We start from the raw sequence: 15,488 nt of genomic DNA, 5'->3' as shown, positions 1-15,488 counted from the left end.
CGACTCCTCGCCGCCGCCGCCGGCGCCGCGGATGCGGCGGCCTCTGCGGGTGCCGCGACCGGCAGAGCCGTCGGCGCCACGATGATCGGAGCCGTGACCGCGACGTTGCGGCCTGCCGCCACGGAGCGGAGGTGGCTCTGCTCGGCCAGCACCTTGCCGGCGTAGCCGCCGTCGTCGGCGAGGTTGGCCGCGCCGACGTAGTACTTCAGGCCGCCCTCCAGGCTGCCGGCGCGCGCGATGCATTCCTTCAGCACCTGCACGCCGACGCGCAGGTTGGTCACCGGATCGAAGGCCGCGTGGTTGCCGCCGAAGGCCTCGTACTTGTCGTCGTGGACGCGGGTCATCACCTGCATCAGGCCCTGCGCGCCGACCGGGCTCTGGGCGAACGGATTGAAGCTCGACTCGATGGCCATGATCGCCAGGATGAGCGTCGGGTCGAGCTTGGCCCGTTGCCCAACCTGCCAGGCTTCCTGCACCAGGCGGCTCACCGGTTCCGGCGCGACGCGGTAGCGGCGCGCCAGCCAGGACGCCACCGCGGCCTGCTGGCGGTCGAGGTTGCTCGGGTCGGCCGCGGTCGCCCGCGCCACCGCGTCGCGCTCGACCAGGGCGGCCGCTAGGCCGGCCAGGGAGGTGTCGGCTTCCACACGGGCCACCTGCCGGTTCTGCAACCAGCCGAGCGCGTGCTCTTCCAGCGTGTGCCGCAGGTCGGCACGGCCGGCGAAGAACAGCGACAGGGCCACCACCACCAGGCCCACCAGTGCGAGCGAGTTGTGGCAGACCTCGAGCAGGCCGTGGCCTGCATCCTTGAAGAACACCGCCACCGGGCGGCCCAGCGCCGCGGCCAGATGGCGCAGCGACTGGTGGGATGGGAGTGCTGTCATGCCTCTCCTTTCAAAGAGCGCCGGGCTTCGCATCGAGCACGAACCCCACGGCGATAATTCGCCCGTCACCGCGTCGGCGCCACCCTGTATTCAGGGTCCGCGCCGACGGGGCGGGTTATCCCTCACGGGAACGGGCCGGAGTGTAGGAAGGCTTTAAATAACCAGTCAAGACTATCAAACTGATCCTTAATAGCCATTAAGTATGAAATACCGGGATCTGCGCGAGTTCTTGAACGGCCTGGAGCAGCAAGGGGAAGTCCGCCGCATCGCGGAGCCAGTCTCCACGCGGCTTGAGATGACAGCGGTCAGTGACTTGCTTTTGCGCCGTGCCGGCCCGGCGCTGCTGTTCGAACATCCGGTATCGGATCGAGTCAGTTACAAAATTCCGGTCTTGACAAACCTGTTCGGCACCCCGCGCCGGGTGGCGCTCGGCATGGGGGCGGCAGACGCCTCCGAGTTGCGCGAAGTGGGTCGTCTGCTCGCCAGCCTGAAGGAGCCGGAGCCGCCGAAGGGCCTGAAGGACGCCGGTCGGCTGGTGCAACTCGGCAAGGCCCTGTGGGACATGAAGCCCGCGCGCGTGCGCAGCGCGCCCTGCCAGGAGGTGGTGCTGGAGGGCGCGGATGTCGACCTCGCCACGCTGCCGGTGCAGACCTGCTGGCCGGACGATGCCGGTCCGTTGATCACCTGGGGCCTGGTGATCACGCGCGGACCGCAGTCCGTGCCGGCACCGCGCAGCCGCCAGAACCTGGGCATCTACCGCCAGCAGGTCATCGGGCCGCGGCAGACCATCATGCGCTGGCTCGCCCACCGCGGTGGCGCGCTCGACTTCCGCGATTTCGCGCTGGCCCACCCCGGCCAGCCCTTCCCGATCGCCGTGGCGTTGGGGGCCGACCCGGCCACGATCCTGGGCGCCGTGACGCCGGTGCCCGACAGCCTGAGCGAATACCAGTTCGCCGGCCTGCTGCGCGGCAGCCGGACCGAGGTGGTCGATTCGGGTGTGGGCGAGGGCGATGTGAAGTTGCAGGTCCCGGCCGGCGCCGAGTTCGTTCTGGAGGGGCACATCCCGGTCGCGGCACCGGGGTACCGGGGCACCAGCGCCCACGGCGTGCCGCTGGAAGAACGCGGCGGCTACCTGCATGCGCTCGAAGGCCCGTTCGGCGACCACACCGGCTATTACAACGAGCAGGACTGGTTCCCGGTGTTCCAGGTCGACCGGATCACCCACCGCCGCGATCCGATCTATCACTCCACCTACACCGGCAAGCCGCCCGACGAGCCCGCCGTGCTGGGCGTGGCGCTGAACGAGGTGTTCGTGCCCCTCCTGCAAAAGCAGTTTCCGGAGATCACCGACTTCTATCTGCCACCCGAAGGCTGCAGCTACCGGATGGCGATCATCAGCATCAGGAAGAGCTACCCCGGCCACGCCAAGCGGGTGATGTTCGGCGTGTGGAGCTTCCTGCGCCAATTCATGTACACCAAGTTCATCGTCGTCACCGACGACGACGTCGACATCCGCAGCTGGCAGGACGTGATCTGGGCGATCACCACGCGCATGGACCCGGTGCGCGACACCACGCTGGTCGACCAGACGCCGATCGACTACCTGGACTTCGCCTCGCCGGTCTCGGGCCTGGGCGGCAAGATGGGGCTGGACGCCACCAGCAAGTGGCCCGGCGAGACTGCGCGCGAATGGGGCCGGCCGATCCGGATGGATGCAGCGGTCGAGCAGCGGGTAGCGGCCATCGTCGAGGCGTTGATGCCGGCGACCGGCTCGCGCTGAGGAAGCCCACGGGCCATCGGGCGGCAATCAGGAGCGCCCGAGTCATAGAGCCTCGCGGTTTGCATCCAGCCCGCCGGGCGCCTAGTCTTCAGGGGCCTGCAACGCAGGTAAATCTCAGGACGCAGTCTCTGCGTACCAGGAGCCCCGGACCCTATTCCTCCGGATCTCCAAAGGTGGTGCTGCCACCTAACCCCTCTCGCCGTGATGGTTGAGAGGGGTTTCTGCTTTTTGGCGTCCTGATCTAGTAGCCGACGCCGCGCGCCAGCAGTTCGCGCAGCACCACGCGCACTTCCCCGAATCCGGCGCTGCTCGGCAGCCACTCGAGCACGCCGCGGTCGGCCGGCACGAAATAGCCCATCGGTGCGGCGGTGATCTGCATCGACTCACCGGCCTCCTGCCGGAAGGCGCGCAGCGCGCGCGGCATGTGCCAGGCGTGCGTCACCAGCACGATGTGGCGCACGCCGGCGGTGTGCAGCTGCTTCACGCTCAGCCGCGCGTTCTCGCGTGTGTCGCGCGAGGCGGTCTCTACCCATTTGATCGGTCTCAGGAAGTCGCGCTCGGCGATGCGTTGCGCGATCTCGGCTTCCGACAGGCCGCCGTCGTCGTGCTGGCCCCAGCCGAGGCCGCCGCTGAAGGCCAGGGGCAGGCCGGTCTGGCGCGACAGCCGCACCGCATAGCGCAGGCGCTCCAGCGAGGCAGGTTGCAGGTCGGCCGTGCCGGACTCCGGTGCGCGCGGGATGCGCCCGCCGCCGATCACCAGGATCGCGGTCGTCGGCGCGGGCTCGGCCTTGGGCGGCTTCAGGCCGCTGATATCGGCATCGCTCAGCGGCGGCGGAGCCGGCAGCAGGGTCGACTGCAGCCAGTGGGCGCTGCCCTGGCAGGCGCTCAGCCAGATGAGGGCTGCACCCAGCAGCAACAGCAGCAGGCCGACGCGCGGGCGCCAGAGCATCAAGCGTCCACCGAGCAGCATCAGCAGCAGCCAGGGCACCGGTGGCAGCGCCAGCGCGGTGAGCAGGGGCTTGAAGGGTTCGAGTCCGGTCATGTAAGTTGTCGTTGGTCGGAACGACGCATTGTGGAGAGCCGAGGCAGCGCCGCTCTGCGGCATGATGGCCGGGGTTTGTCTTAGTGCTGCGGTTCGGGCATTTGTCACGCGCCACCCCCAACCGTTCCCCCGCGCTCCGCTCTGGGGCGTGCCGATCTGCAAGGAAGTCCAGCCATGAACACCTCCGCGAATCTCGAGACTGCCACCCTGGGCGGCGGCTGCTTCTGGTGCACCGAGGCCGTGTTCCAGGAGGTCGACGGCGTCGTCGCCGTCGAGTCCGGCTACAGCAACGGCCACGTGAACGACCCCAGCTACGAGCAGGTCTGCGGCGGCGAGACTGGCCACGCCGAGGTGATCCGCGTGCAGTTCGATCCGCAGCGCATCGGCTTTCGCGAGCTGCTGGAGATCTTCTTCGTCGTGCACGACCCGACCACACCCAACCGCCAAGCAACGACGTCGGCACGCAGTACCGCTCGGGCATCTACACGCACAGCGACGAGCAGGCGCGCATCGCGCACGAGGTCATTGCCGAGCTGCAGGCCAGCGGCGGCGTGCGCGGCAAGGTGGTGACCGAGGTGAAGCCGGAGCTCAACTACTGGCCGGCCGAGGCCTATCACCAGAACTACTTCGTCCAGCACCCGGGGCAGGGCTACTGCGCCTTCGTGGTCGCGCCCAAGGTGGAGAAGTTCCGGAAGACCTTCGCGTCGCGCCGCAAGGTTTGATCCAGGGCGCCTGCCGCATACTGGCGGGCCTTTGCTGCTCCGGCCCCTTGCCCCCGTGAAAGCCCGCGCTCGCCGTTCACCTGCCGCCCCGCGCCTCTGGCTCGGAGTGCTGCTGTGCGCGTCGCTGCTGTGGGCTCAGGTGCTGGGGCTGGCCCACCGCAGCGTGCACGGGGCGATGCCCGGCACGGGCGCCGCACTCGCCCTCGCGTCGGCGCAAGACCGGGTGCATGGCGGGGAATTCGCGGCGCATGGCATCGAGGCGCTGTTCGGCCACGAGCGCGGCACGCCGGCCTGTCATCTCTATGACCAGCTCTCGCTGGGCGATGCGGCCTCCGCCGGCGGCGTCGATGCCGTACCGGCGCTGCCACCGAGCCATCTCGCGGCACCGGTGCCGACGCTGCCCTCGGGCACCGTCCGGCTCGCCTACCGCGCCCGCGCGCCGCCGACGACGATCGCCTGATCGATCGTTCGCAGGGTGTCCGTCCGCGGCCGTGGCCGCTGAGAACGGCCCTGCGCCACCGGCGCTTCGGTTCGGGCTGCGGTCCGCCCCGGCGCTGTTCATTCCCGTCTTTCTGAATGGAGCCCGCGTCTCGCGGGCCTACGCATGCGCTCGTCACCCAGCTCCCCCTCCCAGGCGCTTCGCGCCGCCCTTCTTCCGTTGCTCGGCACGCCGCTGCTGGCGCTGGCGCAAACCGCGCCGCCTCCGGACACGACGCTGCCGCCAGTGGTCGTCACTGGCAACCCGCTCGACAGCGACGGCATCGCCACCCCCAACAGCGTGCTCGCCGGTCCGGGCCTCGTGCTCCGGCGCGGCAGCAGCCTGGGCGAGACGCTGTCGGGCCTGCCCGGCGTCTCGTCCAGCTACTTCGGCCCCAACGCCAACCGGCCGGTGATCCGAGGCCAGGACGGCGACCGCATCCGCGTGCTCAACAACGCGGGGGCGACGCTCGATGCCTCGGCGCTGAGCTTCGACCACGCGGTGCCGATCGATCCGCTGGTGGTCGAACGGCTGGAGGTGCTGCGCGGCCCGGCCGCACTGCTGTACGGCGGCAGCGCCGTCGGCGGTGTGGTCAATGCGATCGACAACCGTATCCCCAAGGCCGCGATCGACGGCGTGGGCGGTGCGCTCGAACTGCGCGGCGGCGGCGCAGCCCGCGAGCGCTCGGCCGGCGCGCTGGTCGAGGCCGGCGGCAACGGCCTGGCGATCCACGCCGACGTGTTCGCACGCAAGACCGACGACCTGCGCGTGCCCGATTTCGACCGCCCCGTCGACGGCGGCGGCACCGAGCGGCGCGACCGCATCGTCAACTCGGCCAGCGATGCCAAGGGCGGCGCCCTCGGTGCGTCGATGCAGTGGGACCATGGCTACCTGGGCGCGTCGGTCGACACCTACCGCAACGACTACGGCATCGTGGCCGAGGACGACGTGCTGATCCGCATGCGGCGCGACAAGTTCGCGCTGGCCGGTGAGTGGCGCGACCTGGGCGGCCCGATCCGCAGCGTGCGCGCGCGCCTGCAGGCCACCGACTACCAGCACCAGGAGGTCGAAGGAACCGGCGAGGTGGGCACCACCTTCAAGAACAAGGGCAGCGACGGCCGGCTGGAGTTCGAGCACGCGCCGCTCGGTGACCTGAAGGGCGTGTTCGGCCTGCAGGCCGAGCACGCCAGGTTCGAGGCGCTGGGCGAAGAGGCCTTCGTGCCCAGCACCACCAGCGATCAGCTCGCGCTGTTCGCGCACGAGGAGCTGAAGCTGCAAGGCGCCTCGCGCCTCAGCTTCGGCGCGCGGGTCGAGCGCCATCGCATCGAGTCCGAAGGCGACGCGGGCGCCGCCGACCCGAAGTTCGGCGATGCGCTGAGCCGCCGCTACACGGCCGGCAGCGCGGCCGTCGGCGGCGTGTGGGACCTGGCCCCGGCCTTCGGCAGCGGCTGGCAGCTCAACGGCAACCTGACCTACACCGAGCGCGCGCCGACCAACTACGAGCTGTTCGCCAACGGCGTGCACATCGCCACCGCCGCCTTCGAGCGCGGTGATGCGGAACTGGGCAAGGAGAAAGGCAGCAACCTCGACTTGGCACTGGAGTGGAAGTCCGGGCACGACCGACTGCGGGCCGGCGCCTTCGTCAGCAACTTCTCGAACTACATCGCGCTGCTGCGCACCGGTGAACCGGACTTCGTCAACGACGAAGGCGAGGCCTTCCCGGTCTACGCCTTCCAGGGCGTCAAGGCGCGGCTCAGCGGCTTCGAACTGGAAGGCGCCTGGCGCGTGCTGGAAGGCGCCCGGACGGTCGATCTGGAGGCGCAGCTCGATGCGGTAAGAGCCACCAACCGCAGCACCGGCGAGCCGCTGCCGCGCATCGCGCCGCTGCGCGTCAAGATCGGCGCGGCCTATGGGCTCGAGGGCTGGACGCTGCGCGGCGAGGTGGTGCGTGCGCAGAAGCAGGACCGCGTGCCGGACGACGACGAGCCCACCGCCGGCTATACGCTGATCAACCTGGCCCTCAGCAAGCGGCTGGCCTGGGACGGCAACGATGCGCTGTTCTTCGTCAAGCTCGACAACCTGACCGACCGGCTGGCCTACAACGCCGGCTCGGTGGCGACGGTGCGCGATCTGGCGCCACTGCCGGGACGCAGCCTCAGCGCCGGTTTGCGCGTCGCGTTCTGATGTGTGCCTGGCGCTATGGCGCCAGGCGCTCTCGCAGCCAGCCCCCGGTGGGCTGCTGCGTGTAGCGCAGCCGGTCGTGCAGGCGGCTCTTGCGGCCCTGCCAGAACTCCCAGCGGTCCGGCAGCAGCCGGAAGCCGCCCCAGTGCGGCGGGCGCGGCGGGTTCAGCAGGAACTGCGCGCCGACCTTCGCCGCGTTGGCCACCAGCACCGCCCGCGACGCGATCACCTGGCTCTGCGGCGAGGCCCAGGCGCCGAGGCGCGAGTCGAGCGGTCGGGAGCGGTAGTAGGCGTCCGACTCGGTGTCGCTGACCTTCTCGACCCGGCCTTCGATGCGCACCACGCGCTCGAGATCGACCCAGTGGAACTGCAGCGCCGCGAACGGGTGTGCGGCCAGTTCGCGGCCCTTGCGGCTCTCGTAGTTGGTGTACCAGACGATGCCGCGCGCGTCGCAGCCCTTGATCAGCACGACGCGCGTCGACGGGCGGCCGTCGGCGCCGACCGTGGCGAGCGTCATCGCGTTGGGCTCGGGCAGCTCGGCCTTCAGCGCCTGATCGAGCCACTGCTCGAACTGCTGCAGCGGGTCGGCGGCCGAATGGGCTTCGTCGAGTTCACCCTGTTCGTAGCTCTTGCGGAGGTCGGCAATGTCGGGGCGCATGCATAAAAGTGTAGGCGGCTGGCGGAAGGCCAACTTGGCCCTGACTTTCGGTCAGGATTCCGCGCACCGCCGCGATGCGTCCGGCATCACGGAGCACAGTCCGTGACTTCCAGAATCGGGAGAAACCATGAGCACGCGCTTCACACTGAACGGCAAGGCGACCAGCGTCGATGTCGACCCGGCCACTCCCTTGCTGTGGACCTTGCGCGACGATCTGGCGATGACAGGCACCAAGTTCGGCTGCGGCATCGCCGCCTGCGGCGCCTGTACCGTCCACGTGGACGGGCAGCCCACGCGCTCGTGCATCACGCCGGTGTCGATGGTCGCGGGCAAGAAGGTCACGACGATCGAGGCCGTCGGCAACGACAAGGTCGGCAAGGCGGTGCAGGCGGCCTGGATCGAGCACGACGTCGCCCAGTGCGGCTACTGTCAGAGTGGCCAGATCATGAGCGCGACCGGTCTGCTGAAGAGCAACAAGGCGCCGAGCGACGCCGACATCGACGCCGCGATGGCCGGCAACATCTGCCGTTGCGGCACCTACCAACGCATCCGCGCCGCCATCCATGACGCCGCGAAGCGCATCGCCTGAGGACGCCCCGATGGACTTCGCACTCGTCGCCAACGCCTCGCCGGCCAGTCGCCGGCCCCCGATACCGACGCCCGCTCCGGCGAATTCGACCGCCGTGGCTCCTCAAGCTCAGCGCGCTCGGCGGCGGCGGGCTGGCCGTCACCTGGTCGGCACCGGCCGCGCTGGCGGCCGAGGAGGGCGCGCCCGCCGCGCCGAAGAAGCCGGTCGACCCCAGCCCCTTCATCAAGATCTATCCCGACAACACGGTGGAGATCCGCGTCAACCGGCTCGACTTCGGCCAGGGCGCGCTGACCGCGCTGCCGATGCTGGTGGCCGAGGAGCTCGACGTCGACTGGAAGCACGTGCGCGCCAGCCTCGCGCCGGCAGGCGAGGCCTACAAGGACCCGCTGTTCGGCATCCAGATGACCGGCGGCTCCAGCGCGGTGCCGAACTCCTGGCTGCAGTACCGTCAGGTCGGCGCGGCCACCCGCATGATGCTGGTCGCAGCGGCCGCCGCGCAGTGGAAGGTGCCGGCGGAGGCCTGCAGTACCGAGGCCGGCGTGGTGCGCCATGGCAGCAAGCGGGCGACCTACGCCTCGCTGGCTGCCGCGGCGGCGAAGCAGCCGGTGCCGTCGAGCGTGGCGCTGAAGGCGCCGGCCGACTACCGCATCATCGGCCACGGCAAGGGCCGCATCGACGCGGTCGCCTCCGTGTCAGGCAAGAAGCGCTACGGCATCGACCACCGCCTGCCGGGCATGAAGGTCGCGCTGCTGCAGCGGGCGCCGACCTTCGGTGGCCAGGTCGAGAGCTTCGACGCGAGCAAGGCGAAGGCCATCAAGGGCGTGATCGACGTGTTCCAGGTGTCGACCGACCGCGGCGGCACGGGCTTGGCCGTCATCGCCGACGGCTACTGGCCCGCCAAGCAGGGCCGCGAGGCGTTGCAGGTGAAATGGAAGGCCGGTGTCGGCGGCACGGTCAGCAGCGACAAGCTGCTGGCCCAGTACCGCGACGAGGCCAAGGCGCCGAAGCTCACGGCTCTCGCCGGTGACGGCGCCGCGATCGAGGCCGCCGCGAAGGCGGCGCCGAAGAAGATCAGCGCCGAGTACGAATTCCCCTACCTCGCACACGCGCCGATGGAACCGCTGAACGCGACCTTCGAACTGAAGGCCGATCGCGCCACCGTGTGGGCGGGCACGCAGTTCCAGACCGTCGACCAGACGGCGATCGCGCAGACGCTGGGCCTCAAGCCCGAGCAGGTGACGCTGAACACGCTGCCGGCCGGCGGCGGCTTCGGGCGGCGCGCGGTCCCGAGCTCGGACTACCTGCGCGAGGCCGCCGGCATCGCCAAGGCCTGGCACGCCAAGGATCCGAAATCGCCGTTGATGGTGATGTGGAGCCGCGAGGACGACATCAAGGGCGGCTACTACCGGCCGGCTCACCTGCACCGTGTCGACATCGCGCTCGGCGCGCAGGGGCAGGTGCAGGGCTGGGATCACGTGATCGTCGGCCAGTCGCTGGTGAAAGGCACGCCGTTCGAGTCCTTCCTGGTCAAGGACGGCATCGACCACACGATGACCGAGGGTGTGGTCGAGAACACCTATGGGATGCCGATGCGGCTGCGCGCCACGCACCCGGACGTCGCAGTGCCGGTGCTGTGGTGGCGCTCGGTCGGCCACACCCACACCGGCTTCGTGATGGAGACGCTGGCCGATGAGGTGGCGCGTGCGGCGGGCCAGGATCCGGTGGCCTGGCGGCTCGCGAAGCTCGACCCGAAGAAGCACGCGCGCCACGTGGCCGCACTGAAGCTCGCGGTCGACAAGTCGGGCTACGGCAAGTCCCTCCCGGCCGGCCATGCCTGGGGTGTGGCGGTGCACGAGTCCTTCGGCTCGGTGGTGGCCTACGTGGTCGACGTGTCCCTCATCGACGGCCGACCGAAGGTGCATGCGGTCACGGCCGGCGTGCATGCCAACCAGGTCGTCAACCCGACGGCGGCCGAGGCGCAGATCCAGGGCGGCGCGGTGTTCGGCCTGTCGATGATCCAGCCGGGCTTCGCGATCACGCTGAAGGACGGGGTGGTGGAGCAGAGCCAGTTCAGCGACTTCGCACCACCGCGCATCACGGATGCGCCGCCGGTGGCGGTGCATTTCGTGCCGAGCAACGATCCACCCACCGGCCTGGGCGAACCCGGCGTGCCGCCGATCGCGCCGGCGGTGGCCAATGCCGTCGCTGCGCTGACCGGCAAGCGCCTGCGCAAGCTGCCTTTCGAGGCACTGGCCTGACAAGCAGCACGCAAGGCCGATTACCTTCTGGGTGGGCGTTCAAGCGTCCGGGTTAGCCCCCGGGTCGGCCGGGCGTGGAGCGCCGAGACGCGCCGGGTGGAGCACTCTGGCGCGCCGGCCGCGGGTGAGGCCTTAGGTAGAGCTCCCACTTCCGGATTGCACGGGGTCGCGGTTTGATCGCAAGACAGGCCGCGCCAATGCTGGCGACGGCAAAACGCAAGCTGGGGGGATGTCGGTGCGACAAGGGCCGGTGGTGGTGGTGTTGGCGGCAGGGCGCGGCGTGCGCTTCCGCAGTGGGCGCAGCGCACGTGCTCACAAGCTCGAGCAGCCGTTCGGCGACTCGACGGTGCTCGAGACGACGCTCGCGCACGTGATCCAGAGCCGCCTGCCGGTGGTCGTGGTGACGACCGAGGCGCTGCAGGCTCGCGTCACCGCCACCATCGCGGCACGCGATGTGGTCGTTCTGCCGGGCAACGGCGACGAACAGCCGTTCGGCATGGGGGACTCGATCGCCGCTGGCGTCACCGCCCGCTCGAATGCCAGCGGCTGGATGGTGCTGCCCGGTGACATGCCGCTGGTGCAGCCCGCCACCCTGCGCGCCGTGGCGGCCGCGATGCCGCACCACCCGGTGGTGTATGCCCAGCACCGCGGGCGGCGCGGCCATCCGGTGGCGTTCGCCGCCGAGCTGTACTCCGAACTGGCGCGGCTCAGCGGCGACGAGGGCGCACGGCGTCTGGTGGCGCGCTATCCGGCTTTCGGGGTCGAGGTGCCTGACGGCGGCGTGCTGCTCGACGTGGACACCGAGCAGGATCTGGAGAGGCTGCGCGGTCTGCACGCTGCGCACGCCGGCGAAGCTGCGGTGGACTGACCCTGCGGTCACCGCCGCGTGCGCGGTCGCGGCTAGTCGCCCAGCAGTTCTCCGAGCGGCTTGAGGTCCTCGACGCGGTCGCACACGGCCTTGACGGCCATCAGGATCGGCACGCCGAGCAGCAGCCCCCAGATGCCCCACAGCCAGCCCCAGGCCAGCACGCCCACGAACACCACCACCGGGCTCATGCGGCTGGTGCGGCTGGTCAGCCAGGGCGTGATCAGGTAGCCGCTGATGCAGTGGAGCACCAGCGAAACGCCGCCCACCACCAGCGCCATGTCGAGCGTGCCGAACTGCAGGAAGGCGACCAGGGCCGAGCCGACGGTGACCGCGATCGAGCCGATGTAGGGTACGAGGTTCAGTACCGCGGCCACGATGCCCCAGACGGCGGCGTGCTCCAGGCCGATCCAGAGGAAGGCGAGCCAGGTCGCCACGCCGACCAGGGCGCTGATGAGCAATTGCACCAGGAGGTAGCGCTGGATCTGCTCGGTGATCTCGTCCAGTGCCTCCACCGTGACGCGCCGTTGCGCGAAGGTCGGACCCGCGATCTTCACCATCTTGCGGCGAAAGCTGTTGCCCGACGCGATCAGGAAGTAGGTGATGAAGCAGACGACGGTAGCCTGCCCGATCAGCCAAGCCAGGCCCAGCGTGCTGCTCCACAGGTAGTCCCGGATGCTGAACTTGCGCGGCTCGATCTGCACCCGTTGCACCCCGCGCTGGCCCGCCGCCGAGGAGGCGGCCTCCTCGGCGGCCTGCTCGAGCTGGGTGACGGCCTTCTGCATCGTCTCCATCTTGCTGGTCGGCTCGTTGCGAGCCGCCCTCACGGCTTGGCGCAGCTTCTGGGCGGCGGCCGGCAGGCTCTCGATCAGCTCGCTGGCGTCGTCGCCGAGCGAGTAGGCGGTCGAGCCGGCACCGGCGAGGATGGCCAGCAGCAGTACCGCCGCGGCCAGCGAGCGCGGAATGCGCCAACGCACCATCCGATCGACGATCGGCGACAGCGCGTAGCTGAACATCAGCCCCAGCAACAGCGGGATGAACACCGCGCTGGCCCAACGCAGCGCGACCAGGCACGCCAGCACCGCCAGCACGGCGAGCGAAAGGCTGCGCACGCCGATCGGCATTTGCAACAGCACGGGATGCGGCTCGTCTGCGCTCGCCGCCGCAGGCACTTGATCGGTCGGACGGGTGTCGTCGATCGCGGGTTCGTGTTGCATCGAAGAAGGGCCGGTACGCAGTGCCTGCGGGGCCACGATGATGCACCCTCGGCCTGCGTCCGGCCCGCGGGCTCGAACGGCGGCAGCCGGGGCCGGTCTACGCCGTGAGGCCGGCGCGCTGCGCCAGCGCCACCTGGCGCTCGATCGCGAGGTCGCGGATACCGCAGCGACGCAGGCAGGCCGCTGTTTCGACCAGGTAGTCGAGCGTGCTGCCGAAGCGGCCGCGCGCATGGCGCAGGATGCCGATCAGCGTGTCGTCATCCAGCTCGCCGATGTAGTTGGGGCTGCGCTTGCTGAGGGTGAACGCCAGCGCCGTGACCTGACCATGGGCGGTCTGGCACTGCAGCCATTTCGGATCGTAGACGCCGGAGAACATCTCGCGGTCCCACAGGCGGCGCAGTTCCGCGTCGGCCCGCGACGGCTCGAGCCGGTAGACCATACCGGAGCAGGAGCCGCCCGGCACCAGGGCGCACACGAGACCGGGGCGTTCCGGCGTGCCGCGGTTGATGCGCGAGCGCATGCGGAAGGCACGGTGCTGGCCGTGCACGCGGGCCAGCCGCTGTTCGGCGGCCTCGAATTCCGGGCGCCAGATCAACGAGGCGTAGCCGAAGATCCAGAGGTCGCGTCGCGCCGGCCGCTCGGCCAGCGTGCGTTCGAGCATCTGTTGGGGATCGCGCAGCGGCACGACCGAAACGGCGCCGGATTCGACGGCGCAGGAGGCGGGCTCGGGGTCGTAATCCAGGGCTTGCTGCACGGCAACAAGATTGCCGTCTGAGACCCGCTCCTGTCAAGCGCCGGTGGGCCGGCGGATCGCGGGAAAAACCACGCCGAAGCCGGCCAATTTACGCGCGCTCGATCAGTTCGATCTTGTAGCCGTCGGGATCGGTGATGAAGGCGATCACCGTGCTGCCCCCCTGCACCGGACCGGGCTCGCGGGTGATGGCGCCGCCGAGCGCCTGTGCCTTCGCGCGCACCGCGGCGCAGGTGGCCGCCACGTCGGGCACGCCGATCGCGAGGTGACCGTAGGCGGTGCCGAGTTCGTAGCGGTCGACACCGTGGTTGTACGTGAGCTCGATCTCGGCGTGCTCGGGGTTGCTGCCGTAACCGAGGAAGGCGAGGCTGTACTTCTGCGCCGGTCGCTCGGTGGTGCGCAGCAGCGTCATGCCGAGCACCTGGGTGTAGAAGTCGATCGAGCGTGGCAGGTCGCCGACGCGCAACATGGTGTGGAGCAGTCTCATGGGGAAGGGGGCCGGTCGAGGACGAAGCAGGTGGTCGAGGCGTGAGCGTACAGCGTGCCGTCGGGGCCGACCAGGCGGCCGTCGGCGGTGCCCAGGCTGCGACCCAGGTGGATCAGTCGGCCCTCGGCGCGTACCAGCGGTACCTTCGCGGTCAGCGCCTTCACCAGGCTGATCTTCAGCTCCACCGTCGTGTAGGTCTTGCCGGCCGGCAGCGCCGTGTGCACTGCGCACGCCACGGCCGAGTCGAGCAGCGTGGCGAACCAGCCGCCATGCACCGTGCCCATGGGGTTGTAGTGGCGCGCCAGCGGCCGGCCCTGGAACACCGCCACGCCGCGCGCCATGTGGATGGGCACGAAGTCCAGGGTCTCGAAGATCGGTGCCAGCGGCAGCTCGCCAGCGAACACGGCGTCGAAGAACTGCTGGCCGCTCAACGGGGCCACCTGTTCCGGTCGGCTCAGGCCGTAGCGCGGGTTGCGTTCGCGGACGGTGGCTTCGTCGGCCTGCCAGCGCGCCAGGGTGGCCGCGCCGTCGTCGTTGGGGGTTGGTGGATGCATGGTGCCGTGCATTTTATTGCAGATACAACAATTGTAGCTACAATAAATTCATGACACCTCCCCCACCCTCACGTCCGGCGGTCGCCGCCCCGCAGGGCTGCACCAACCTGAAGCTGCGGCAGCTCAGTCGCGCCGTGACGCGCCACTACGACGCCTACGTGGCGCCGCTCGGGCTGAAGAACACGCAGTACTCGCTGCTGTCGCACGTGGTGCGGCTGGGACCGATCCGGCCCGGCGACCTGGCCCGCCACATGCGCCTGGATGCCTCGACGCTGACGCGCAACCTGCAGCCGTTGCTGGTGCAGGGCTGGGTGGCGCTCGGGCCGGGCGACGATGCGCGCAGCCGGCTCGTCGAGGCCACCGAGTCCGGGCAGGCCAAGCGCGCCGAGGCGCAGCGCGCCTGGAAGCAGGCGCAGCTGGCGCTGAACGCGCGGCTCGGTCCGGCGCAGGTGGTGGCGCTGCATGCGCTGATCGACGACTGCCTGGCCCGGCTCGACGATGCCGAAGAGGACGACAGCGATGCCTGACGCCGCAAATGCCGCTGCCGTCGTGCAGCCCCGCGCGCTGCCGCACCTCGGCCTGGTGCTGTTGGCCGCGGCCGGCGCCTTCGCGCTGACGATGGGCGTGCGCCAGTCGATGGGCCTGTTCCTCGGCACGCTGAACACCCACACCGGCCTGGGCATCGGAAGTATCAGCCTGGCTTTCGCCTGCGGCCAGCTGTGGTGGGGGCTGACGCAGCCCTTCGCCGGCATGGTGGCCGACCGCATCGGAGCGGGGCGCGTGATCTTCGTCGGTGTCTTGCTGGTCACGCTGGGCACCGCGATCACGCCCTACATGGACACGACGGCGGGCCTCGTCCTCTCGATCGGTGTGTTGGCCGCTGGCGGCGCCGGCATGGCCGGGCCGGCGGTGCTGATGGCGGCGACCACACGCCTGATCGAGCCGGCCCGCCGCGGCCTGGCGGCCGGCATCGTGAACGCGGGCGGCTCGTTCGGGCAGTTCGTGTTCGCGCCGGTGGCCCAGGG

At 70.1% G+C, this 15,488-nt stretch carries 14 protein-coding genes and 2 pseudogenes; 9 read left to right on the top strand and 7 right to left on the bottom strand.

Annotation, left to right across the window (positions count from 1 at the left end):
* Positions 1 to 881, bottom strand: an 881-nt coding sequence (locus Y694_RS14110; RefSeq protein ID WP_051495788.1) for a lytic transglycosylase domain-containing protein, incomplete at its 3' end; no start/stop codon positions are given.
* A gap of 202 nt (positions 882 to 1,083) precedes the next feature.
* Between Y694_RS14110 and Y694_RS14105 the strand changes: the two genes are divergently transcribed.
* Positions 1,084 to 2,661 carry a UbiD family decarboxylase gene (locus Y694_RS14105; RefSeq protein WP_011830518.1) on the top strand — a complete coding sequence of 526 codons (1,578 nt, stop codon included), beginning with the start codon at positions 1,084 to 1,086 and terminating at the stop codon, positions 2,659 to 2,661.
* Positions 2,662 to 2,902: 241 nt separating this feature from the next.
* Here Y694_RS14105 and Y694_RS14100 read toward each other — a convergent pair whose 3' ends face one another.
* Positions 2,903 to 3,703: a YdcF family protein gene (locus Y694_RS14100; RefSeq protein ID WP_011830517.1), complete on the bottom strand. Its 801-nt coding sequence runs from the start codon at positions 3,701 to 3,703 to the stop codon at positions 2,903 to 2,905.
* Between the two features lie 174 nt (positions 3,704 to 3,877).
* On the opposite strand from Y694_RS14100, the pseudogene msrA reads away from it, so the two are divergent.
* The 3 genes and pseudogenes from msrA (at position 3,878) to Y694_RS26795 (ending at position 7,087) form a co-directional block, all read left to right on the top strand.
* Positions 3,878 to 4,425, top strand: a pseudogene (msrA, locus tag Y694_RS14095) (peptide-methionine (S)-S-oxide reductase MsrA).
* 55 nt (positions 4,426 to 4,480) lie between these two features.
* Entirely contained in the window at positions 4,481 to 4,885 is a 405-nt protein-coding gene (locus tag Y694_RS14090) for a hypothetical protein (RefSeq protein WP_152543562.1), read from the top strand.
* Between the two features lie 198 nt (positions 4,886 to 5,083).
* The gene (locus tag Y694_RS26795; RefSeq protein WP_310732254.1) at positions 5,084 to 7,087 is read left to right on the top strand and encodes a TonB-dependent receptor domain-containing protein; all 2,004 of its coding nucleotides are present in this window, start codon (positions 5,084 to 5,086) and stop codon (positions 7,085 to 7,087) included.
* A 13-nt stretch (positions 7,088 to 7,100) separates the two neighbouring features.
* Here Y694_RS26795 and pdxH read toward each other — a convergent pair whose 3' ends face one another.
* The gene (gene pdxH / locus Y694_RS14080) at positions 7,101 to 7,742 is read right to left on the bottom strand and encodes a pyridoxamine 5'-phosphate oxidase (RefSeq protein WP_036233478.1); all 642 of its coding nucleotides are present in this window, start codon (positions 7,740 to 7,742) and stop codon (positions 7,101 to 7,103) included.
* Positions 7,743 to 7,869: 127 nt separating this feature from the next.
* Between pdxH and Y694_RS14075 the strand changes: the two genes are divergently transcribed.
* From Y694_RS14075 to Y694_RS14065, 3 genes and pseudogenes are all read left to right on the top strand, one after another.
* Positions 7,870 to 8,331: a (2Fe-2S)-binding protein gene (locus Y694_RS14075; protein ID WP_011830512.1), complete on the top strand. Its 462-nt coding sequence runs from the start codon at positions 7,870 to 7,872 to the stop codon at positions 8,329 to 8,331.
* 39 nt (positions 8,332 to 8,370) lie between these two features.
* Positions 8,371 to 10,589: pseudogene (locus Y694_RS14070) on the top strand (molybdopterin cofactor-binding domain-containing protein); the annotation flags it as partial.
* A 235-nt stretch (positions 10,590 to 10,824) separates the two neighbouring features.
* Positions 10,825 to 11,457: a nucleotidyltransferase family protein gene (locus Y694_RS14065; RefSeq protein WP_051495789.1), complete on the top strand. Its 633-nt coding sequence runs from the start codon at positions 10,825 to 10,827 to the stop codon at positions 11,455 to 11,457.
* A 32-nt stretch (positions 11,458 to 11,489) separates the two neighbouring features.
* Here the strand turns inward: Y694_RS14065 and Y694_RS14060 are convergent, their stop codons facing one another.
* The 4 genes from Y694_RS14060 to Y694_RS14045 form a co-directional block, all read right to left on the bottom strand.
* Positions 11,490 to 12,671: an AI-2E family transporter gene (locus Y694_RS14060; RefSeq protein ID WP_049820826.1), complete on the bottom strand. Its 1,182-nt coding sequence runs from the start codon at positions 12,669 to 12,671 to the stop codon at positions 11,490 to 11,492.
* Between the two features lie 97 nt (positions 12,672 to 12,768).
* On the bottom strand, positions 12,769 to 13,425 hold the full coding sequence (locus tag Y694_RS14055; RefSeq protein ID WP_036233471.1) for a gamma-glutamylcyclotransferase: 657 nt from the start codon (positions 13,423 to 13,425) through the stop codon (positions 12,769 to 12,771).
* A gap of 88 nt (positions 13,426 to 13,513) precedes the next feature.
* Complete coding sequence (gloA, locus tag Y694_RS14050; RefSeq protein WP_011830507.1) at positions 13,514 to 13,909, bottom strand: lactoylglutathione lyase; 396 nt, start codon at positions 13,907 to 13,909, stop codon at positions 13,514 to 13,516.
* Positions 13,906 to 14,463: a PaaI family thioesterase gene (locus tag Y694_RS14045; protein ID WP_036233486.1), complete on the bottom strand. Its 558-nt coding sequence runs from the start codon at positions 14,461 to 14,463 to the stop codon at positions 13,906 to 13,908. Before Y694_RS14045 ends, gloA begins: the two co-directional genes overlap by 4 nt.
* 50 nt (positions 14,464 to 14,513) lie before the next feature.
* On the opposite strand from Y694_RS14045, the gene Y694_RS14040 reads away from it, so the two are divergent.
* Together Y694_RS14040 and Y694_RS14035 are read left to right on the top strand one after the other, a co-directional pair.
* Entirely contained in the window at positions 14,514 to 14,990 is a 477-nt protein-coding gene (locus Y694_RS14040; protein ID WP_011830505.1) for a MarR family winged helix-turn-helix transcriptional regulator, read from the top strand.
* Positions 14,983 to 15,488, top strand: a 506-nt coding sequence (locus Y694_RS14035) for an MFS transporter (protein WP_036233465.1), incomplete at its 3' end; no start/stop codon positions are given. The genes Y694_RS14040 and Y694_RS14035, both read left to right, overlap by 8 nt.

It is taken from the genome of Methylibium sp. T29-B (genome assembly GCF_000576225.1).
GTDB classification, from domain to species: domain Bacteria; phylum Pseudomonadota; class Gammaproteobacteria; order Burkholderiales; family Burkholderiaceae_C; genus Methylibium; species Methylibium petroleiphilum.
This window is presented reverse-complemented; position numbering and strand designations above follow the sequence as displayed.